The sequence below is a fragment of the Pantoea sp. CTOTU46764 genome (assembly GCF_031974595.1).
In the GTDB taxonomy this organism is placed as follows: domain Bacteria; phylum Pseudomonadota; class Gammaproteobacteria; order Enterobacterales; family Enterobacteriaceae; genus Pantoea; species Pantoea trifolii.
In genome coordinates this window covers 37409-56154 of record NZ_DALYOQ010000006.1, presented here as the reverse complement: position 1 = coordinate 56154, position 18746 = coordinate 37409, and the positions used below count along the sequence as shown (strand labels likewise).

The 18746-nt window shown below is 57.0% G+C and carries 18 protein-coding genes; 8 read left to right on the top strand and 10 right to left on the bottom strand.

What is annotated here, in order from left to right:
• From RTM06_RS03995 to RTM06_RS03975, 5 genes are all read left to right on the top strand, one after another.
• On the top strand, positions 1-465 hold a 465-nt coding region (locus tag RTM06_RS03995), incomplete at its 5' end, for an alkaline phosphatase family protein (protein WP_312180094.1).
• Entirely contained in the window at positions 465-1310 is an 846-nt protein-coding gene (locus tag RTM06_RS03990) for an ABC transporter permease (RefSeq protein WP_008109927.1), read from the top strand. The genes RTM06_RS03995 and RTM06_RS03990, both read left to right, overlap by 1 nt.
• Before the next feature lie 10 nt (positions 1311-1320).
• Positions 1321-2106: an ABC transporter permease gene (locus RTM06_RS03985; protein ID WP_312180092.1), complete on the top strand. Its 786-nt coding sequence runs from the start codon at positions 1321-1323 to the stop codon at positions 2104-2106.
• Positions 2107-2108: 2 nt separating this feature from the next.
• Complete coding sequence (locus RTM06_RS03980; RefSeq protein ID WP_312180091.1) at positions 2109-3101, top strand: ABC transporter ATP-binding protein; 993 nt, start codon at positions 2109-2111, stop codon at positions 3099-3101.
• A 108-nt stretch (positions 3102-3209) separates the two neighbouring features.
• Positions 3210-4835 carry a Na/Pi cotransporter family protein gene (locus RTM06_RS03975; RefSeq protein WP_008109921.1) on the top strand — a complete coding sequence of 542 codons (1626 nt, stop codon included), beginning with the start codon at positions 3210-3212 and terminating at the stop codon, positions 4833-4835.
• A gap of 43 nt (positions 4836-4878) precedes the next feature.
• Here RTM06_RS03975 and gntU read toward each other — a convergent pair whose 3' ends face one another.
• The 3 genes from gntU to gntR form a co-directional block, all read right to left on the bottom strand.
• Positions 4879-6219, bottom strand: coding sequence for a gluconate transporter (gene gntU, locus RTM06_RS03970; RefSeq protein WP_154182470.1), 1341 nt, complete (start codon positions 6217-6219; stop codon positions 4879-4881).
• A 2-nt stretch (positions 6220-6221) separates the two neighbouring features.
• Entirely contained in the window at positions 6222-6758 is a 537-nt protein-coding gene (gene gntK, locus RTM06_RS03965) for a gluconokinase (protein ID WP_008109916.1), read from the bottom strand.
• A gap of 142 nt (positions 6759-6900) precedes the next feature.
• Positions 6901-7896: a gluconate operon transcriptional repressor GntR gene (gntR, locus tag RTM06_RS03960; RefSeq protein ID WP_154194851.1), complete on the bottom strand. Its 996-nt coding sequence runs from the start codon at positions 7894-7896 to the stop codon at positions 6901-6903.
• Positions 7897-8071: 175 nt separating this feature from the next.
• Between gntR and RTM06_RS03955 the strand changes: the two genes are divergently transcribed.
• Positions 8072-9643 (top strand): AbgT family transporter, encoded by a 1572-nt coding sequence (locus RTM06_RS03955; protein WP_312180084.1) that lies wholly within the window; start codon positions 8072-8074, stop codon positions 9641-9643.
• Positions 9644-9870: 227 nt separating this feature from the next.
• Positions 9871-10365, top strand: a complete 495-nt coding sequence (locus RTM06_RS03950) for a GNAT family N-acetyltransferase (RefSeq protein ID WP_312180082.1) — start codon at positions 9871-9873, stop codon at positions 10363-10365.
• 83 nt (positions 10366-10448) lie between these two features.
• Here RTM06_RS03950 and ggt read toward each other — a convergent pair whose 3' ends face one another.
• Positions 10449-12200 carry a gamma-glutamyltransferase gene (gene ggt / locus RTM06_RS03945; RefSeq protein ID WP_061718397.1) on the bottom strand — a complete coding sequence of 584 codons (1752 nt, stop codon included), beginning with the start codon at positions 12198-12200 and terminating at the stop codon, positions 10449-10451.
• A gap of 328 nt (positions 12201-12528) precedes the next feature.
• Here ggt and RTM06_RS03940 point away from each other — a divergent pair, with 328 nt between their 5' ends.
• Positions 12529-12807 carry a DUF2756 domain-containing protein gene (locus RTM06_RS03940; protein WP_312180078.1) on the top strand — a complete coding sequence of 93 codons (279 nt, stop codon included), beginning with the start codon at positions 12529-12531 and terminating at the stop codon, positions 12805-12807.
• Here the strand turns inward: RTM06_RS03940 and ugpQ are convergent.
• The 6 genes from ugpQ to livF form a co-directional block, all read right to left on the bottom strand.
• A complete protein-coding gene (gene ugpQ, locus RTM06_RS03935) occupies positions 12804-13547 on the bottom strand; it encodes a glycerophosphodiester phosphodiesterase (RefSeq protein WP_312180077.1) in 744 nt (247 codons plus the stop codon). The two genes, RTM06_RS03940 and ugpQ, sit on opposite strands and share 4 nt — an antisense overlap.
• On the bottom strand, positions 13544-14617 hold the full coding sequence (locus RTM06_RS03930) for a sn-glycerol-3-phosphate import ATP-binding protein UgpC (RefSeq protein WP_008109908.1): 1074 nt from the start codon (positions 14615-14617) through the stop codon (positions 13544-13546). The genes ugpQ and RTM06_RS03930 overlap by 4 nt, the downstream gene beginning before the upstream one ends.
• A complete protein-coding gene (gene ugpE, locus RTM06_RS03925) occupies positions 14618-15463 on the bottom strand; it encodes a sn-glycerol-3-phosphate ABC transporter permease UgpE (protein ID WP_008109907.1) in 846 nt (281 codons plus the stop codon).
• Positions 15460-16347 (bottom strand): sn-glycerol-3-phosphate ABC transporter permease UgpA, encoded by an 888-nt coding sequence (ugpA, locus tag RTM06_RS03920; RefSeq protein WP_008109906.1) that lies wholly within the window; start codon positions 16345-16347, stop codon positions 15460-15462. The genes ugpE and ugpA overlap by 4 nt, the downstream gene beginning before the upstream one ends.
• 63 nt (positions 16348-16410) lie before the next feature.
• Complete coding sequence (gene ugpB, locus RTM06_RS03915; RefSeq protein WP_312180075.1) at positions 16411-17727, bottom strand: sn-glycerol-3-phosphate ABC transporter substrate-binding protein UgpB; 1317 nt, start codon at positions 17725-17727, stop codon at positions 16411-16413.
• Between the two features lie 304 nt (positions 17728-18031).
• Positions 18032-18745: a high-affinity branched-chain amino acid ABC transporter ATP-binding protein LivF gene (livF, locus tag RTM06_RS03910; protein WP_256698129.1), complete on the bottom strand. Its 714-nt coding sequence runs from the start codon at positions 18743-18745 to the stop codon at positions 18032-18034.
• Position 18746: the final 1 nt, after the last annotated feature.

Genomic DNA, 18746 nt, shown 5'->3' with positions numbered 1-18746 from the left:
CCCGATCGGCCCATTCAGTACGGCCACTTTTACTGGGACGACGGTTATCCGGATTCCCACCTGTTCGAAGACGCAGAAAGCCTGCGTTTGCGGCACGATCCTGACTTCCTGCTGATCCACCCGATGAACATTGACGATGCCGGGCACAAGCACAGCTTGTCATCGCCGCAATATCGCAACCGCGCGCGCATGGCCGATGGTTATCTGTCGCAGTGGATGCCGGACTGGCTGGCGGCTGGCTATCAGGTGATTGTCACCGCCGATCACGGCATGAACGATGACCGCTCGCACGGCGGCATTTTGCCGGAAGAGACCCAGGTGCCGCTGTTCGTGTTTGGTAAAGGTTTCTCGCTGCAGCCGGATCTCCAGCCGCAGCAGACCGAACTGTGCGGCATCGTGTGCACCTTGCTCGGCGTCGAACATGACAAACCGCTATGTCGCGCGTTACTGGCGGAGCCGCAGTAATGAAAGGCAAAACGCTCGCCGCGCTATTGCTGCTGCCGTTTGCGCTGTTCTGGGTGGCATTCCAGCTCGCGCCGCTGCTGTGGATTGCCATCAACAGCTTCTGGAGCGACATCAATGAGCGTTGGGGCTTCGACAACTACAGCGATATCCTCACCTCGCCGTTCTATTTGCAGGCGTTTCGCCTGTCGCTCGACATCTCCATCTGGTCGAGCATTTACGGATTGCTGATCTCGCTGGTTGCCGGATACTCGCTACATCGCCTCGGCAGCGGCCGTTTTCAGCGCTTTTTGATGTCATTTACCAACATGACCAGCAACTTTGCCGGTGTGCCGCTGGCGTTTGCCTTTGTCATTCTGCTCGGACTGAACGGTTGTCTGACGCTGCTGCTGCGCCATTATGGCGTGCTGGAGGGCTTCAAACTGTTCTCGCGTGACGGCATGGTGCTGGTTTACACCTGGTTCCAAATCCCGCTCGGCATTTTGCTGCTCTATCCGGCATTTGATGGGCTGCGTCAGGATTGGCAAGAGTCCGCCGCGCTGCTGGGTGCAGGCCGATGGCGCTATTGGTGGCACATCGGTTTGCCGATTTTGTTCCCGGCGCTGCTTGGGACGTTCGTGATTCTGCTCGCCAATGCGCTCGGCGCGTACGCCACCATTTACGCGCTCACCACCGGCAACTTTAACGTGGTGCCGGTGCGCATTGCTGCGCTGGTATCCGGCGATATCTCGCTTGATCCCAACACCGGCGGCGCGCTGGCGATGCTGCTGGTGTTAATTATGGCGTTGATTACCGTGGTGCAGCAGTATCTGGTGCGCCGCAGCTATCTCAACGCCAAACCTTCCTGAGGAGCCAACCTTGTCGCGCGCGGAAAAATTTTACCATCGCCTGATTGTCTGGCTGCTGCTGGGCATTTTAGCCGCGCCGCTGCTGGCGACGCTGCTGTACGGCATTTCCACCAGCTGGAGCGATACCATCCTGCCGCAGGGCTTTACGCTGAAGTGGCTCAGCGCGCTATGGAGCGATCCGCGTTTCCTCACCGCGCTCGGTCATTCGTTACTGGTTTGCTTCGGTGCGCTGCTGTTCTCGCTGGTGCTGGTGCTGCCTGCCATGTTTGTGATCGCTTACTACTATCCGAAGCTGGATGCGGTGATGAACGTGCTGATCCTGATGCCCTTCGCCGTGCCGCCGGTGGTTTCGTCGGTCGGCCTGCTGCAGCTCTATTCGTCGTCGCCGCTGATGCTCACCGGCACACCGTGGATTTTGATCGGCTGCTACTTCACCATCGCCTTGCCGTTTATCTATCGCGCCATCTCCAACAATATGCAGGCCATCAACCTGAAAGAGTTGATTGATGCCGCCCAGCTGCTCGGCGCCAGCACCTGGCAAGCGGCGCTGTTTGTGGTGCTGCCGAACCTGCGCAAAGGCGTGTTTATCGCGGTGCTGCTCTCCTTCTCCTTCCTGATTGGCGAGTTTGTCTTCGCCAATATGCTGGTCGGCACCCGCTATGAAACCTTGCAGGTGTATCTGTTTAACATGCGCAACGGCAGCGGCCACTTCACCAGCGCGCTGGTGATCTCCTATTTTGCCGTCGTCCTGCTGGTCACCTGGCTGGCGAATGCCCTCAATCCTGAACGAGGCTGACCATGAGTTATTTGAGCGTCACCCAGCTGAATAAAAGCTACGGCCCAACCGCCATTTTTGAAAATATCGATTTCAGCGCCGAAGAAGGCGAATTTGTCACGCTGCTCGGTCCTAGCGGCTGCGGCAAATCCACGCTGCTGCGCTGCATCGCCGGATTGACCGAAGTGGATAGCGGCAAAGTATTGCTGCAAGGTCAGGATATCGTGCCGCTGCCGCCGCAGAAGCGCACCATCGGCATGGTATTTCAGAGTTACGCGCTGTTCCCCAACATGACGGTTGAGAAGAATGTGGCGTTTGGCCTGAAGATGCAGAAACTGGCGAGCGGCGAGATTCAAAAGCGCGTGATGGAGGTGCTGGCGCTGGTGGAACTCACCGAGTTCGCGCGGCGTTATCCGCATCAGCTCTCTGGCGGACAGTGTCAGCGCGTGGCGCTGGCGCGTTCGCTGGTGACGCGTCCACGCTTGCTGCTGCTGGATGAACCGCTGTCGGCGCTGGATGCGCGCATTCGTCGCCATCTGCGCGAACAGATCCGCAATATTCAGCGCGAGCTGAAACTCACCACCTTGTTTGTCACCCACGATCAGGAAGAGGCGCTGACCATGTCCGATCGCATCGTGTTGATGAATCGGGGCAAGATCGTGCAGAACGGCAACGCGGAAATGCTCTATACCCAACCGGCCGATCTGTTTGCCGCTGGCTTTATTGGCAACTACAACCTGCTGAGCGCGGAACAGGCAACGCAGCTGACCGGACAACCTTACAGCGGCCAGGTAGCGATTCGCCCGGAGTCGATCCAGCTGTGCGCATCGCAGGCTGGCATTCCCGCCACCATCCTCAGCCACAGCTTGCTTGGCAACGTGATTCGCTACCGCGTAGCAGCACAAAATATCGAGCTGTCTGTTGATGTGTTAAACCGCAGCGCAGCAGATTTGCACCCCGCAGGCATGCAGATTGGGCTACAGTTAGAGATGTCGACGTTGCGCCAGGTTGCTTAATTTAAACGAAAAAAGGCGACACAACGCGGCGAAGGTTTTACCGGTTGTGCTCACCGTCAGGCTGGCAATCGGTGTGATTTGAGCCTGACGGATGAGGAGCCTCTATACGTGTTAACTCTGCTTAATCTACTCTCCGCCGTTGCGCTGCTGGTGTGGGGCACACACATTGTGCGAACCGGCATCATGCGCGTTTACGGTGCCGATCTGCGTCGCGTACTCAGCCGCAGCGTCGAAAAAAAACCGATGGCGTTTCTTGCCGGCATCGGCGTGACAGCGCTAGTACAAAGCAGTAACGCCACCACGCTGTTGGTTACCTCCTTTGTTGCGCAGAATCTGGTGAGCCTGACGCCCGCGCTGGTGGTGGTGCTGGGCGCGGATGTCGGGACCGCGATCATGGCGCGCATCCTGACTTTTGATTTGTCGTGGCTGTCGCCGCTGTTTATCTTCTTTGGCGTGGTGTTCTTCCTCAGCCGCAAGCAAACGCGCGTTGGGCAGCTGGGCCGCGCCAGTATTGGGCTCGGACTGATTCTGCTGGCGCTGCAGCTGATTGTGGCGGCCGCCAAACCCATCACTCAGGCGGCGGGCGTTCAGGTGCTGTTCTCAACGCTGACCGGCGACGTGATGCTCGATGCGCTGATTGGCGCGGTGTTCGCCATCATCAGTTACTCCAGCCTTGCGGCGGTACTGATTACCGCCACGCTGACCGCCACCGGCGTGATCTCCTTCAAAGTGGCACTCTGTCTGGTGATTGGTGCCAACCTCGGCAGCGGCTTGCTGGCGATGATCAACGCCAGCGGCTCCAACGCGGCGGGCAAACGCGTCGCGCTCGGTAGCCTGCTGTTTAAGCTGATTGGCAGCATCGCCATTTTGCCGTTCGTCAATGTGGTAGCCGACGTGCTGGATAAAATGCCGGTCAACGATGAAGAGCTGGTCATCTTCTTCCACGTCTTCTACAACCTGATCCGCTGCTTGGTCATGGTGCCGTTTGCCGATCCGATGGCGCGCCTGTGCCGCCGTATGATCGCCGATGATCCTGAAAACGAAACGCATCTGAAACCCAAACACCTCGACAGCAGCGCACTGGATACGCCCGCGTTAGCGCTGGCTAATGCTTCGCGTGAAACGCTGCGCATCGGCGATGTGGTCGAGCAGATGATTGAGTCATTCAATAAAGTGGTGCACGGCGACCTGCGCGAAGAGCGCGCGGTGCGGCGGCTGGATGATGATGTGGATGTGCTCTACACCGCGATCAAACTCTATCTGGCGCGTATGCCGAAAGAGGACTTGCCGGAGGATGATTCACGCCGCTGGGCGGAGATCATTGAGATGGCGCTCAACCTGGAACAGGCGGGCGACATTATCGAACGCATGTGTGCCGACGTAGCGGATAAGTCGCTGACCGCGCGCCGCGCCTTCTCTGCGGAGGGATTAGAGGAGTTGCAAACCTTGCAGGAGCAGGTGCTGTATAACCTGCGCCTGAGTTTGTCAGTGTTTCTGTCGCACGATGTCACTAGCGCCAAGCGCCTGCGCCGCTCTAAGCATCGCTTCCGCATCCTGATTCGCCGTTTTTCGCACGCGCACGTTGAGCGTTTGCATCTGCAGAATGTGCAAAGCATCGAAACCAGCTCGCTGCATCTGGGTTTACTGGGCGATATGAAGCGTTTGAATTCGCTGTTCTGCGCCGTGGCGTACACGGTTTTAGATCAGCCGGATGACGAGCGGGAAGAGGATTAAATGTCGTTTCGTAGGGTCGCCATTGATGGCGACCACACCAAATTTACGACAACAAACTAAACGCAATCATGCCAACAATCGCGCCGGTGGTGCCCAGAATGGTTTCCATCAGCGTCCATGTCTTCAACGTTTCGGCTTCGGTGGCGCCGGTAAAGCGACCAAACAGCCAGAAACCGGCATCATTCACGTGACTGATAATGATCGAGCCGCCGCCGATACAGATCGACAGCGCAGCCAGCTGCGCGCCGCTGTAGTGCAGCGGTTCAATCACCGGCATCACTAAACCAACGGTAGTTAAACAGGCCACGGTGGCCGAACCCTGAATCACGCGAATTGCGCCAGAAAGGATGAAGCACGCCAGCGCAATCGGCATACCTGCGCCGGTCAACGCATGCCCTAAAACCGGGCCAACGCCCGAATCCACCAGCACCTGCTTAAACACGCCGCCCGCACCAATCACCAGCAGAATAATGCCCGCCGGTTGCAGCGCGCTGCCGCACACCTGCATCACCTTCTCTTTATCCATGCCCTGACGATAAGCCAGGCCATAAATCGCCACCAGACAGGCCAGCAAAATCGCGGTGAACGGATGGCCGATAAACTCCAGCCACTCATACAGATGGGAACCCGGCGTAGTGAAGCGTGCGCCGATGGTTTTCAGGCCCACCAGCAGCAGCGGGAACAGAATCAACGCCAGGCTGAAGCCAAACGACGGCAGTTTGCCCTCTTCCACTTCCGGCTGATGATCTTCCGGTGGCGCGCTAAAACTAACGTGACGCGCGATAAAGCTGCCAAACAGCGGACCTGCAATCAGCATGCCCGGAATCGCCGCGCACAGGCCCAGCAGAATCATCCAGCCAAAATCGGCGTGCATCTGCGCAGCCAGCAGCATCGGTGCCGGTCCCGGCAACAGAAACGCGGCAGAAGCCGCAACGCCGGCAAACAGCGGGATCACCAGCTTAACCAAATTGCCTTTAGTACGACGCGCTACGGCGAACGCAATGCTGATCAGCAACACTACCGCCACTTCAAAGAACAGCGGCAATGCACAGATCAATCCGGCGACGCCCATCGCATAGTGTGCGCGGCTTTCACCAAAGGTTTTCAACATGCGGATGGCGATCTGATCAACTGCGCCGGTTTCATGCAGGATTTTGCCGAACATCGCGCCCAACGCCACCACAATGGCGAGAAAGCCGAGCGTTCCGCCCATGCCTTTTTCCATGGTTTCAGCGATTTTATCGAGCGGCATGCCGGAGAACAGACCGGCACCAATGGAGACTAACATCAGGGCAACAAAGGCGTGCATACGCGCTTTCATCACCAAAAACAGCAGCAGCAGGACAGAGCCTGCTGCGGTTAACACTAACGTTGCGGTACTCATGACTAACCCTTATTGATTGCACCCTCAATGGTCGCAACCGTGGCCGCAACTACCTCATCCAGTGAATGATTGATATCAACCACCAGTACATCGGGCTCATCCGCGCCGGGTTCCTGCAGCGTGGCGAACTGCGTCACCAGCATCTGCGGTTTGAAGAAGTGGCCTTTACGCGCTTTCAGGCGGGATTCGATGGTTTCGAAGTCGCCCTGCAGATAGATAAATTTCAGGTTCTCGTTGCCCTGACGCAGAATGTCGCGATAGGACTTTTTCAGCGCCGAACAGACGATGATGGAGATCTCTTGGGTACGCTGCATGGCAAATGCCGCATCATTCAGCGCCTGCAGCCACGGCTGGCGATCTGTATCATCCAGCGGATGACCATCGGCCATTTTCATGATGTTGCTGCGCGGATGGAGGAAATCCCCATCGAGGAACGCGGTGTTTAACTGGTGAGAGACCTGATTGGCGACGGCAGATTTTCCGCTGCCGGAAACGCCCATCAGGATAAAGACGTGGTGTGATGGAGATGGCGTAGTCATTGTTTTGCGCTCCGGCAGTGAATTCTGCCCAATGTTACCGATAACAAATCGAGTTGCCATTGTCAGAGCCCACTTAAAGGCTGGCAACCCTTCTCAGGCGGAAAAGCACGAAAGTGTGAACTGACTCAAAAAATCGCCAAAATCAGATGCTGTCACCTTCGGAGATTTCAAATCCAACATCCAGCGGTTGCGTCATCGTGCGATCGCCACCAATCCGCGCCAGCAGCATCGCTGCCGATTCCCGTCCCATACGCTCGCGCGGCGTTAACACCGTGGCCAGGCGCGGATTGACCACTTGCGTGATGTCGTGCCCGTGAAAACCAGCAATTGCCATCTGCTCCGGCACACGCAATCCCTGACGCTGACACTCAAACATCGCGCCCACCGCCAGGTCATCGTTGGTACAAAATAGGCTGTCGGTTTCGGGATAACGCTTTTGCGCTTCACACAGCAGTTGCGCGCCGGCGCTGAACGAAGAGGCATCCTCCATCATCACGCTGTGTGGCGTGAGCCCCGCTTCGCGCATCGCTTTTTCGTAGCCCTGCTGCTTCTGCAAGGTACGTTCATCAAGGCGCGCGCCGAGATAGACGGTGTGGCGATGGCCTTTTTTCAGAATAGCATGCGTCATCTGCCGCGCGGCTTCGACGTTATCGAAGCCCACCGCCATATCGAGGCACGGCGTTACCGAATCCATCATCTCAATCACTGGAATGCCCGCCACTTCCAGCATGCGCAGCGTGCCTGGCGTATGGGTACGCTCGGTGAGGATTACGCCATCAATGTTCCAGCCGAGCAGCGATCGCAGCTGCAACTCCTCTTTCTGCGCGTTATAGCCAAAGTGCGCCACCAGCGTTTGATAACCCGCTTCGTCGGTGACGGCTTCGATCCCGCGCAAGACGTCGGCGAAAACCTGGTTAGTCAGCGAAGGCAGCAGCACGCCGATGGCGCGGCTGGTGGCGTTGGAGAGCATGTCGGGTGCGCGATTGGGGATGTAACCGAGCTCATCCAGCGCCACGGCAATCTTATCGCGCAGCGCTACCGAGACCTGATCTGGGTTGCGCAGGTAGCGGCTGACGGTCATTTTTGTGATGCCGACGCGATCGGCAACGTCCTGTAATACCGGTCTTTTCTTCTTCATCTTATGCGCCTGAGATCAGAGATAAACCGAGTTTATCATTTTTTTGTCAGGTGCAGGTTTTGCGGGCCCCCTCCTCAGGCAGAACTAACGAGAATGGTCTTGTAGCCAATCAGAGAAGGAACAAAGAGCATCGGCAGTCCTGCACAGTAGACTAAATGACGAAAAAAGGACCATTATGACGGACCATTCCTCTACACCAGCCAAACGCCCAATTGAGCGTTTTCTCAATACCGTTGAGTGGCTAGGAAACTTATTACCGCATCCGATTACGCTCTTCGCGTTGTTTGCATTGTTCATCATCGTCGCCTCCGCGATTGCCGCCGCCTTCGGCGTCAGCGTGATCGATCCGCGCCCGGTAGGTGCGGCGGGCCGCGCACCAGATGGTGTGATTCACGTGGTTAGCCTGATGAGTGCCGAAGGCTTGCAGCGCATCGTCAGCCATCTGGTCACCAACTTCACCGGTTTTGCGCCGCTCGGCACCGTGCTGGTTGCGCTGCTCGGCGTGGGGATTGCCGAGCATTCAGGGCTGCTCTCAGCGGCGATGCGTGCGCTGGTGTTCAACGCACCGAAAAAGCTCATCACCTTCACCATCGTCTTCGCCGGCATCATCTCAAACACTGCGTCTGAACTGGGCTATGTGGTGCTGATTCCGCTAGCTGCGATGATTTTCCACTCATTGGGACGTCATCCTCTGGCGGGTCTGGCAGCGGCCTTTGCTGGCGTTTCCGGCGGCTACAGCGCCAACTTGCTGCTCGGCACCATTGATCCGCTGCTGTCTGGCATCACCCAAAGCGCCGCACAGATTATCGATCCTAACTACCATGTTGGCCCGGAAGTGAACTGGTACTTCATGTTTGTCAGTACCTTCGTGATCTCCATTCTTGGCACCTGGATTACCAACAGCATCGTCGAACCTAAGCTTGGCAAATATCACGACGGCGAAGGCGAGGCGGTGCGTGGCGATATGGGCGCGCTATCGGCAGAAGAACGTCGCGCGCTGAAAGGCGCAGGCTGGGCGGTTCTCGGTGTTACGCTGCTGCTGATTCTGACCGTAATTCCAGGCTATGGGGTGTTGCTCAACCCGAAAACCGGCACGCTGGCGGGCTCGCCGTTCCTGAAAGGCATTGTGGTGTTTATCTTTGTTTTCTTCGCCATCCCCGGCATGGTTTATGGCCGCATGATTGGCAATATGCGCAACGATCGCGACGTGATCAATGCCATGTCTGCCAGCATGAGCAGCATGGGCATGTATATCGTACTGGTGTTCTTTGCCGCGCAGTTCGTGGCGTTCTTTAACTGGAGCAACTTCGGCACCGTGGTGGCGGTGAAAGGCGCCAATTTGCTGGCATCACTGGATATGGGCGCGCCGCTGCTGTTTGTCTGTTTCATCATGATCTGCGGCTTTATCAACCTAATGATTGGCTCCGCCTCGGCGCAATGGGCGGTGACCGCACCGATTTTCGTACCGATGCTGATGCTGGTCGGCTTTGCGCCGGAAGTGACTCAGGCGGCTTATCGCATTGGAGATTCGGTAACCAACGTAATTACGCCAATGATGAGTTACTTCGGCCTGATTATGGCGGTGGCGGCACGTTATCGTCGCGATATGGGCATCGGTACGCTGGTGGCGATGATGTTGCCGTATTCGGTGGTGTTTATGATTGGCTGGACGCTGCTGTTTGTACTGTGGGTGTTTGTCTTCAACCTGCCGGTCGGGCCCGGTGCAGCAACCTGGTACACAATGTAAAAGGCAAAAAAAAGCCAGCACCCGAGCTGGCTAAATAATACCTGGAAGCAATGTGAGCAATGTCGTGCTTACCCGGTTGTCAGGAGACGTTTCCGAGCCCGCATGACAATAATAATCATTATCATTCGCGTCTGTAAAGTATTTTTGCGGATTATTTTGCGTTGACGAAGCGCGTGAATTCCTTGATGTTACAGGGGATTTATTCCATTTTGCACAAGGAGCGCTCTATGAGTCAGATCGTCATTCGTCACGCCATTCCCGAAGATGCCGCCGCTTTAACGCGCATGTACAGCCAGCCTGAACCGCAGGCCAGCACGCTGCATCTGCCGTTTCAATCCCCGACGCTGTGGCAGGAACGCCTCAGCAATCTGCGGCCGGGTGTGCAGATGCTAGTGGCGTGTATTGACGATCAGATTGCCGGGCAACTCACCCTTGAAGTGCTGTCAGTGGCGCGCCGTCGCCATGCGGCGACGTTTGGCATGGGCGTCGATTCTGCCTTTCATCGGCGCGGCGTCGGTAAAGCGCTGATGTCAGCGATGATCGATTTGTGCGACAACTGGCTGCAGGTGACGCGCATTGAGCTGACGGTGTTCGCCGATAATCATAAAGCGCTTGGCTTGTATCAGCAGTTTGGCTTTGAGATTGAAGGCACCGCGCGTCGACACGCAATGCGCGACGGCGAAATGGTGGATACGCATTATATGGCGCGCTTGAAAGGTTGATGTGAATTCGCCAGTTGCTTGTAGAGTGCGCATTAATGCGCACCTGGAAACCAGGTCGCCATGAATGGCGACCCTACAAGTGATTAATAACCTGCGCTCAAATCATCCACCGAGCGCGGATCCGACGCGCCATAGCGCGTGCCATCCGGCCCAATCATAATGCTTTGCGTGCTGCCCATCGCCGGCATCACTTTCACATGCTGGCCTTTAGCTTCTAGCAGGCGCAGCGTATCCGGACTGAAGCCTTTCTCCACGCGCAGCTGATCCGGCAACCATTGATGATGGAAGCGCGGTGCGTTGGTCGCTTCTGCAACGTTCATCCCAAAATCGATGCTGTTCACCACCATTTGCAGCACGGTGGTGATAATGCGGCTGCCGCCTGGGCTGCCGGTCACCAGCCAGGTTTTACCGTCTTTAGCCACAATCGTTGGCGACATCGATGACAGCGGACGTTTGGCCGGTTGCACCGCATTCGCTTCACCGCCAACTAAGCCGTAGACGTTGGGCGTGCCCGGTTTGGCCGAGAAATCATCCATTTCATTGTTCATCAAAATGCCGCTTTGCCCGGCGACAATGCCGCTACCGAAATAGGTATTCAGCGTGTAGGTCACTGCCACCGCGTTGCCATCTTTATCCACCACCGAGAAGTGCGTGGTTTGATTGCTTTCATACGGCGCCAGTTTGCCCGGTTTGATCTCGCTGGATGGACGCGCTTTATTGACGTCAATCTGCTGCGCCAGGGTTTTGGCGTAGGCTTTGCTGGTCAGCGCCTGCTGCGGCACTTTGACGAAGTCAGGATCGCCAAGATATTCCGAGCGATCGGCATACGCGTACTTTTCCGCTTCCGCCATCACCTGCATGGCATCGGCGCTGCCAAAGCCAAACTTCGCGAGGTCGAAGTTTTCCAGGATATTGAGGATCTGCACGATGTGAATCCCGCCGGACGATGGCGGCGGCATGGAGAATACTTCGTAGCCGCGATAGGTGCCGCTCACCGGTTTGCGTTCAACCGCGCGATAAGCCGCCAGATCCGGCTTGCCGATCAGGCCGCCGTGCTGCGCCATTTCACCGGCAATTTCATCAGCGATCTTGCCCTTATAGAACGCATCCGGACCTTGCTGCGCAATAAGCTGCAGGCTGTGTGCGAGGTTTTTCTGCACCAGGCGTTCGCCCTTCTGGTACGGCTTACCGTCAGCTTTGTAGAAAATCGCGCGGCTGTTGTCGTGATTGATCAGCGTCTCTTTGCCGTAGGTGGCGAGATCGTCGGCCAGCGCATCGTTCACCACGATGCCATCGCGCGCCAGTTTAATGGCGGGCGCCAGTAATTTGCTCAGCGGCAAGGTACCGTACTTCTGTGCCGCCAGCGCAAAACCGGCAACGGTGCCCGGCGTGCCTGAGGCTAAGTGAGAAGTGAGTGACAACTTACTATCAGCGTTGCCCTGCTTGTCGAGGAACATATCGCGTGATGCGCGCGCCGGTGCCATTTCGCGGAAGTCGATAGCGGTGGTACGTCCGGATGCGGTACGCAGCAGCATAAAGCCCCCGCCGCCGAGGTTACCGGCCTGCGGATGCGTCACCGCCAGCGCGAAACCGACCGCAACGGCTGCATCCACAGCATTACCGCCCTGCTTGAGAATATCGACGCCAACTTCTGTCGCCATCGCGTCCACCGATGCCACCATGCCATGTTTGGCTTTTACCGGGTGAAAGGTATCGCTATCAACGCCATACGAAACCGGCGGCGCGTTGGCGGGCGCGGCTTGTGCACCCTGCACCACGGTAAAACTCATCAATAATGCCCAGCCGAACTGCCGCACGTTGCCCTGTATCCTCATCTGCCACCATCCTTTTAAAGTTATTTATACCCTTCATACTTCAAGGTGCAGATGCGTTGGCTGCTCTCGTTCACCCGAATCACTTACTTATGTAAGCTCATCGGGACTCTCTCGTTTGCCGCCTTCCTGCGCCTTGAATTATTTTGGGTATCCATTTGTTATTTATTGATGCAAGTGTTTGCAAACACGGTAAAAAGCGTAGCAGTAAGCTAAATTCGGCGCACTCCTGGATCATAGGTTTGTGATATCGCATAAACTTATGACTGCAGCGCGTGTTGCCACCTTGGCAGCATCAGCACACAGCAGGCTGCATGAATGGAGGAAGACCATGAACAAATGGCTAATTGTGATCGCAGCATTGCTGCCGTTAAGCAGCATGGCAAATACGTTGAACAGCACCAACGACCCGAACAAACCCGGCTATAACCCGAGCCAGCAACGGATGCAGTCGCAAATGCAGAGTCAGCAGCAACAGCAGAAGCTCAAGTTGCAGCAGAGTCAGCAACAGCAAAGTCAGGATGTACAGCGCAAGGTGCAGGAACAGCGGGATAGCGCCCAGCAGCGGGTGATTCAGTCGCAGCCGGGCCAGAATCAACAGCAGAACTAGCGGAAATCGGGCCCGATAATATCGATGCGGTCGGTGCAGATAGCATCGACGCCCCAATCTAACAGCTCGCGCGCCCGCGCGGGCTGATTCACGGTATACACCAGAATATGCAGACCGGCTGCTTTTAGCTGCGCGGTGCGTTCGGCATCGAGTAATTTGTGGTTCAGATGGATCGACACGCAATCCAGACGCGAAGTTAGCGCCTGCCAATCGTCGTGCCACTCATCCAACAGCAAACCGCGCGGCAGTTCCGGCGCCGCTTCCATTGCCGCTTCCAGCGCGGCGTAAGAGAACGAGGAGAGCAGCGGCGCGGTTTGTCCTTGCCACAGTTCGCGTGCGGCCAGCGCCACATTGCGGCCGGTTTCCACATCCTGCCCAGTGGTGGGTTTGATCTCGATATTCGCCATCATCTGACGCTGGCGACAACGCTCGGCCACTTCACTCAGCAGCGCCAGCGGTTCGCCTTCGTAATCGCGGCTAAACCAGCCGCCGGCATCCAGCTGTGACAGCTTATGCCACGACAGCGCGCCCGCCACGCCCCAACCGTTGCTGGTGCGATCCAGCGTGTCGTCGTGCAGCAGGAAAATCTGCTTATCTTCCGATAGCTTGGCATCAAACTCGATCATGGTGTGACCGTGCTGCGCACCGACATCAATCGCCGCGAGGGTATTTTCCGGGGCCAGTTTGCCGCCGCCGCGATGCGCGACAATGTGCGGATAAGGCCAGTTGTGTTGACTCATTCCAGACGCTTTCCATAGGTTGAATCGAAGAAGTGTAACGCATCTGACGGCAGATGCAGCCACAAGGTGCTGCCCGCCTGCGGGCGCTCGCTGTGCGGCAAACGCACCACCATGCGCGCATTACCGATGCGGCCGTGCGCCAGATTATCCGCGCCGAGCATCTCCAGCGTCTCCACCACCAGCGGAATGCCGCCCGCGTCGCGGCTGCTGAGCTTGATGTGCTCGGGACGAATGCCGAGCGTCAGCGGACGATTGGCCCATTTGGCTTTGCTTTCACCCAGCAGCAAGCTGTTGAGCGCATCCAGCGTGAAACGCGTGCCATCACTGCTGATTTGTCCCGGCAGCAAATTCATGGCGGGCGCGCCGATAAACGAGGCCACGAATTGGCTGGCCGGACGCTCATACACTTCCACCGGCGTGCCCACCTGCTCCACTACCCCTTTATTCATGACCATTACGCGTTGCGCCAGCGTCATCGCTTCCACCTGATCGTGCGTCACGTAGATGCTGGTGGTTTTCAGGCGACGATGCAGCTGTTGCAGCTCAAGGCGCATCTGTACGCGCAGGCGCGCATCCAGATTCGACAGCGGCTCATCAAACAGGAAGACCGCCGGTTCACGCACGATAGCGCGCCCCATCGCCACGCGCTGACGCTGTCCACCCGACAACTCGCGTGGACGGCGATGCAGCAGATGATCCAGCTCGAGGCTGCGTGCCGCTTCCATTACGCGTTGATCGATCTGCACTTTGCCCATGCCGCGAATTTTCAGGCCATACGCCATGTTTTCGCCCACCGTCATATGCGGATAGAGCGCGTAGTTCTGGAACACCATGGCGATGCCGCGATCTTTCGGTTCCATGTTGGTGACGCGTTTGTCGTCGATATAGATATCGCCCGACGAAACGCGCTCAAGGCCCGCCACCATGCGCAGCAGCGTCGATTTACCGCAGCCGGAAGGGCCGACCATCACCATAAATTCGCCATCGTTAATGGTGATATTAAGTGGCTGAATGATCTGATTTTTGCCGTCATACGATTTGGTCACGGTCTGAAGGGTCACGCCTGCCATTTATTTATCACTCTCTACCAGGCCACGCACAAACGCACGTTGCATCACGAGTACCACCACCACCGGTGGAATCAGGGTTAATAACATTGCCGCCATCACTTCATTCCACTGCGTCGGCCCGCCGCTGCTGTTGATCATGCTTTTCACTCCGGCGACGGCGGTGCTGAGGCTGGCATCGTTGATGATCAGCAGCGGCCACAGATATTGGTTCCAGCCGTAGATAAAGGTGATCACGAACAGCGCGGCGAGATTGGTTTTGGACAGCGGTAACACGATGTCCCAGAAAAAACGCATTGGGCTGGCACCGTCGATGCGCGCCGCTTCAATCAGCTCGTCCGGCAGCGACATAAAGAACTGACGGAACAGGAAAGTGGCGGTAGCCGACGCCATCAGCGGCAGCGTTAAACCGCTGTAGCTGTCGAGCATATTCAGCGTCGAGATCACTTCCACCGTCGGGAAAATGCGCACTTCCACCGGCAGCATTAAGGTGATGAAAATCAGCCAGAAAAACAGCGAGCGCAGTGGGAAGCGGAACCACACCAGCGCGAAGGCGGAGAGCATCGAGACGCTGATTTTACCGATGGTGATGCCGAGCGCCATCAGCAGGCTGTTGAGCATCATCATGCCAAACGCCGGACCGCTGCCATTCACGCCGTGCGTCCAGATACGCGAGATGTTCTCCCACAAATGCGTGCCCGGCAGCAGCGTCATCGGCACCTGATACACCGCCTCGTTATCCAGCGTCGCCGCGACAAAAGCGATGTAGAGCGGGAACAGAATGGTCAGCACGCCCAACACCAGCAAGGTATGGCTGAAGATGTCCAGCCCGCGTCGATTCTCAATCATTGGTATTGCACCTTACGCTCGACAAAGCGGAATTGCAGGATAGTCAGGCCAATCACCAGCAGCATCAGCACTACCGATTGCGCGGCGGAGGAAGAGAGATCCAGCCCGGTGAAGCCTTCGCGATAGATTTTGTAGATCAGCGTGGTGGTGGCCTGCACCGGCCCGCCGCCGGTGGCGGCATCGATCACCGGGAAGGTATCGAAGAAGGCGTACACCAGATTGACCACCAGCAGGAAAAAGCTCACCGGCGTGATCAGCGGCAGGGACAAATTGAAGAAGCGACGCACCGGACCGGCGCCATCGATCGCCGCCGCTTCCACCAGCGATTTGGGAATCGACTGCAGCGCGGCGAAGAAAAACAGGAAGTTGTAGCTCATTTGCTGCCAGATCGACGCCAATACAATCAGGAACATCGCCTGACCGCTGTTTTGCGCGTAGTTCCAGTTGTAGCCCATTTGGTTCAGCAGATGGCTAAACAAACCGAGGCCCGGATTAAACAGGAACATCCACAACACCGCCGCCACCACTGGCGCGACCGCGTACGGCAGCAGCAGCAAGGTTTGGTAGAGCTTGCGCAGGCGAATTACGTAATCGACCAGCGCCGCCAGCAGCAGGGAGAAGGTCATGCCGCAAATCGTGACCAGCGCACTGAACTCAATGGTGGTCCAGAAGGAGGCCAGATAGTATTCGTCGCTGAACAGGCGTTTAAAGTTTGCCAGCCCAACGAAGGTGCTCGAGATGCCAAAAGGATCAATGCTTTGCAGCGAATACCATAAGGCTTCACCGGCTGGCCACAGAAAGAAGATGGCCGTGATCACCAGTTGCGGCAGCAGCAGCAAATAGGGCAGAAAACGGGAGCGAAATACCGGGCGCGATGAGGACATAGCAGGCTCAATCAAAGAAGAAAATCGGGGCGAACGCCAGGCGTCGGCCCCGAGATAACAGCGTTACTTCACTTGCTGCTCAAAACGGCGCAGCAGTTCGTTACCGCGTTTCACAGCGTTATCCAGCGCAGCTTGCGGCGCCTGTTTGCCGGTCCACACGCCTTCCAGCTCTTCGTCCACGATGGTACGAATCTGCGGCATGTTGCCCAGACGCATGCCTTTGGTGAACGGCAGCGGATCTTTGTTCAGCATCTGACGCGTGGCGATGTCCGCGCCTGGGTTCTTGTCATAGAAGCCCTGTTGCTTGGTCAGCTCGTACGCGGCAGTGGTGATCGGCAGATAACCGGTTTTCTGGTGCCATTCGGCAGCGATTTCTGGCTGGGCGAGGAACTTCATGAATTCCGCCGCGCCTTTGTAGGTGTTGGCATCTTTGCCTTTCATCACCCACAGGCTCGCGCCGCCAATGATGGCGTTCTGCGGTGCGTTCGGTACGGTTTCATCGTACGGCATCATGCCCACGCCGAAGTTGAATTTGGCGTAGTGTTTGATGTCGGCCAGCGAACCGGAAGACGCGGTGGTGATGCCGCAATCGCCGTTATAGAACTTGGCGGTAGATTCATCTTTACGACCGAAGTAGGTGAAATCACCCTTCTTGTTCATCGCTTCGAGCATTTCGATGTGGCGCACCTGCACCGGCTTGTTGAATTCCAGCACCGCATCGGTACCGTCAAAGCCGTTGTTTTTGGTGGCGACCGGCAGCGCATGCCAGGCGCTGAAGTTTTCAATCTGAATCCAGCCCTGCCAGCCGCTGGCGTAACCGCAGGTCAGGCCCGCTTTGCGCAGCGCTTCAGCATCTTTTGCCAGCTCCTGCCAGGTTTTCGGTGGCTGATCCGGGTTCAAACCGGCTTTCTTGAACGCGTCTTTGTTGTAGTACAGCACCGGCGTGGAACTGTTGAACGGCTGAGAGATCAGCTGGCCTTTGCTGTCGCTGTAGTAACCGGCAACGGCTGGCACGAACTGCTTCGGATCCATCTGCACGCCAGCGTCTTTAAACACCTGGTTGACCGGGACGATAGCTTTGGACGCCATCATGGTCGCCGTACCGACTTCATACACCTGCAGCAGCGCAGGCGCTTTACCGGCGCGCACCGCCGCGATACCCGCCGCTAAGCTCTGCTCGTAGTTGCCTTTGTAAGTCGGAACGATTTTGTAATCGGGATGAGCCTGGTTAAAACGTTGTGCCAGAGAATCAACTTCTTTGCCTAACTCGCCTTCCATTGAGTGCCAGAAAGGAATCTCAGTTGCAGCCAGCGCATTACCGCTGAGCGCCAGACCGAGTACGACACTCATCAGGCGGGAACGAAGCGTAAAAGCGGACATAAGGTTTTTCCTGTGCTGTTAAGTACGCGCGAATGCGCGCATTTTTTAGTTCGCGACGTAACATGACACGGGGAAATGACGGATTAATAACAGGTTTATGACGGGGATGTGACAGATGGGTTGGGAGTGCTGGCTGGTACGTGCTGGCTGTTCTTTCGTACGTGCAGGCTGTCCCCCTCCTCGGTCCTCCCCCATTAATGGGGGAGGAAGATGCTGCCACATGTCAGTGTTGAAGCTGCATGTGGCAGCGTCTCCTTCCCCCGCTTGCGGGGGAAGGCCGGGATGGGGGACAGCGAGCACTAACTTACGCGCCTAAATAAGCACTCCGCACCGCTTCGTTGGACAGCAACGCTTCGCCGCTATCCTCCAGCACTACATGACCGTTTTCGAGCACATAACCCCGATCAGCCAGCTTCAGCGCCTGGTTGGCGTTCTGCTCGACGAGGAAGATGGTCATGCCCTCTTTACGCAACTGCTCAATGGTGTCGAAGATCTGCTGGATGATAATCGGCGCCAAACCCAGCGACGGCTCATCCAGCAGCAGCAAGCGCGGCTGGCTCATCAACGCGCGACCAATCGCCAGCATCTGCTGCTCACCGCCAGACATGGTGCCCGCGCGCTGCGCTTTACGTTCTGCCAGGCGAGAGAACAGCTGATAAACGCGGTCGATACGCTCCAGATACTGCTGACGCGTGGCGAAGAAGCCGCCCATCGCCAGATTCTCTTCCACCGTCATGCGCGAAAACACGCGACGGCCTTCCGGCACGATCGCAATCGCTTCACGCATGATTTTCGCGGTTTGCCAGTCGGTGATCTCTTTACCATCAAAGGTGATAGTGCCGCTGGTGGCGCGCGGTTCGCCGCACAAGGTGCCGAGCAGCGTGGTTTTACCCGCGCCGTTGGCACCGATCAGCGTGACGATTTCACCCTGATTGATGTGCAGATTAATGTTGTGCAGCGCCTGAATCGGACCGTAATGGGCGCTGACACTCTGCAAAGTTAAAATCGGGTTTGCCATG

Bases quoted from the DNA above. Each gene is read 5' to 3' on its own strand.
- livF (WP_256698129.1), bottom strand. From the start codon at position 18,745: ATGGCAAACCCGATTTTAACTTTGCAGAGTGTCAGCGCCCATTACGGT.
- gntR (WP_154194851.1), bottom strand. From the start codon at position 7,896: ATGAAGAAGAAAAGACCGGTATTACAGGACGTTGCCGATCGCGTCGGC.
- RTM06_RS03990 (WP_008109927.1), top strand. From the start codon at position 465: ATGAAAGGCAAAACGCTCGCCGCGCTATTGCTGCTGCCGTTTGCGCTG.
- RTM06_RS03950 (WP_312180082.1), top strand. From the start codon at position 9,871: ATGAGTCAGATCGTCATTCGTCACGCCATTCCCGAAGATGCCGCCGCT.
- RTM06_RS03940 (WP_312180078.1), top strand. From the start codon at position 12,529: ATGAACAAATGGCTAATTGTGATCGCAGCATTGCTGCCGTTAAGCAGC.
- RTM06_RS03955 (WP_312180084.1), top strand. From the start codon at position 8,072: ATGACGGACCATTCCTCTACACCAGCCAAACGCCCAATTGAGCGTTTT.
- RTM06_RS03930 (WP_008109908.1), bottom strand. From the start codon at position 14,617: ATGGCAGGCGTGACCCTTCAGACCGTGACCAAATCGTATGACGGCAAA.
- ugpB (WP_312180075.1), bottom strand. From the start codon at position 17,727: ATGTCCGCTTTTACGCTTCGTTCCCGCCTGATGAGTGTCGTACTCGGT.
- RTM06_RS03980 (WP_312180091.1), top strand. From the start codon at position 2,109: ATGAGTTATTTGAGCGTCACCCAGCTGAATAAAAGCTACGGCCCAACC.
- ugpA (WP_008109906.1), bottom strand. From the start codon at position 16,347: ATGTCCTCATCGCGCCCGGTATTTCGCTCCCGTTTTCTGCCCTATTTG.
- gntK (WP_008109916.1), bottom strand. From the start codon at position 6,758: ATGACTACGCCATCTCCATCACACCACGTCTTTATCCTGATGGGCGTT.
- ugpE (WP_008109907.1), bottom strand. From the start codon at position 15,463: ATGATTGAGAATCGACGCGGGCTGGACATCTTCAGCCATACCTTGCTG.
- gntU (WP_154182470.1), bottom strand. From the start codon at position 6,219: ATGAGTACCGCAACGTTAGTGTTAACCGCAGCAGGCTCTGTCCTGCTG.
- ggt (WP_061718397.1), bottom strand. From the start codon at position 12,200: ATGAGGATACAGGGCAACGTGCGGCAGTTCGGCTGGGCATTATTGATG.
- ugpQ (WP_312180077.1), bottom strand. From the start codon at position 13,547: ATGAGTCAACACAACTGGCCTTATCCGCACATTGTCGCGCATCGCGGC.